General features: G+C 62.1%; 3 protein-coding genes. All 3 read right to left on the bottom strand.

Going from position 1 to position 1,360, the window contains the following annotated elements:
* Nucleotides 1–82: 82 nt before the first annotated feature.
* Nucleotides 83–478 (bottom strand): HEPN domain-containing protein, encoded by a 396-nt coding sequence (locus ACCAA_RS02990; RefSeq protein ID WP_186405768.1) that lies wholly within the window; start codon nt 476–478, stop codon nt 83–85.
* Complete coding sequence (locus ACCAA_RS02985; protein WP_186405767.1) at nt 462–791, bottom strand: nucleotidyltransferase domain-containing protein; 330 nt, start codon at nt 789–791, stop codon at nt 462–464. The genes ACCAA_RS02990 and ACCAA_RS02985 overlap by 17 nt, the downstream gene beginning before the upstream one ends.
* A gap of 266 nt (nt 792–1,057) precedes the next feature.
* Nucleotides 1,058–1,276, bottom strand: a complete 219-nt coding sequence (locus tag ACCAA_RS02980; RefSeq protein WP_186405766.1) for a hypothetical protein — start codon at nt 1,274–1,276, stop codon at nt 1,058–1,060.
* Nucleotides 1,277–1,360: the final 84 nt, after the last annotated feature.

Genomic DNA, 1,360 nt, shown 5'->3' with positions numbered 1-1,360 from the left:
TGGCGCGGCGAGATCGCCCGGAGCGATACGATAGGCTTCCAGCCAACTCCTTAATTTCTCCTCAACCGGGCAGCAATGTCGCTCATTGTCTGGTCGCCTCGATCAACGCTTTCGCCCACTGGAATACGGATTCCGCGAGAAGGCCAGCCGCTTCGGTGGTGAGCAGCGCGATGGTTTCTTCGTTATAGCGAAAGTCCACCGCGAAAGGAGTGAGCCGTCGCAAATCCCTCGCGAGAGCGGGCAGGCCGATACCGCTCTCGGCCACGAGCAAGCCGAGTTCTTCCAGGTCGTGAGTGCGCGGAAAGGTCGCGCTATGCGCAGTCAGGACAGCCTTCAGCGCCTTTTCCACGCTCTGCTGGGCATGGAAACAGGTGGCGGCCAGAGAGGCGTCCGGATGGCCGGCGAGGATACGGTAGGTCTGCAGGTCACGCTGGGCAAGGCGCAGCAGCCGGAGGGCTTCCTCAATGGAGGGCATCATGCAGCACCTCACCTTCGATGCGTGCCTCGAACAACACCGTGCCGGGAACCTGGCCACGCCGCTCGTATTCACTCAGCGGGTAAATCAGCAAGTCCAGACCAACCCCTGGAGCAACCCGGCCGACAGCATCCATCAGGCGCATGTATTCCGCCGCCCTGTCCGGCACCTCCCGTTCGATGACCATCAGGTCAAGGTCCGAACCTTCATCGGCCGTGCCGCGCGCGTAGGACCCGAACAGGATGACGCGGGCGGGTGAGGTAGCGGCAGCGACCAGTCTGGCAGCGGCTGCACGTATGGTCTCCATGTCGATCATCGTTGGCCTTCCTGGGCAAAGTCGGCGCAGGTTTAGTGGATGGTAGGGGTGTACCGAAGCAAGCAAGTGAAGGAAATCCGCCGACAACGCCAGAAGTATGTGCGCTTGGCTCAATTGCGGTCAACCCTGGTTAGGCCACCGCCAAGTCCACATGCCGGCGCCGTCCAAAAGCCGTAGCGATGTTCCCCAGAGCATCAAGAGAGAACCGCAACATGCGACCGAAAAAAACCGCCCTGATCAACAAGGCAGTGAAGTACTGCGAGCTGTCAGTGAGGAGCAACACCCCCCCCTGCTTCCGTACCGATACGGCGCTGTCGCTGGCGTCGGCCGCGGCCCAACTGGAACTTGCCGACGCCGATCTGCAGCGTTTCAGAAGTCTGCGCGAAAAACATTTTGTCAGCCAGGCGGCGCTCGAGGCCAAGGACAACCGGCTTCAAGGCGGCGCAGGCGCAGGCCGATCTGGCGCGCAGCCAGAGCGCGTACACCGTTCTCCGGGCCGATCAGGCCCTGAGCCTCCGACATACTTGACTCCGTCGGCCGCGAGCGCTATCCTTTGGGCATGCGTCTGT

The sequence above is a fragment of the Candidatus Accumulibacter aalborgensis genome (genome assembly GCF_900089955.1).
In the GTDB taxonomy this organism is placed as follows: Bacteria; Pseudomonadota; Gammaproteobacteria; order Burkholderiales; family Rhodocyclaceae; genus Accumulibacter; species Accumulibacter aalborgensis.
Note: the sequence above shows the minus strand (reverse complement) of the source record. Positions and strands in the feature narration are given on the sequence as shown.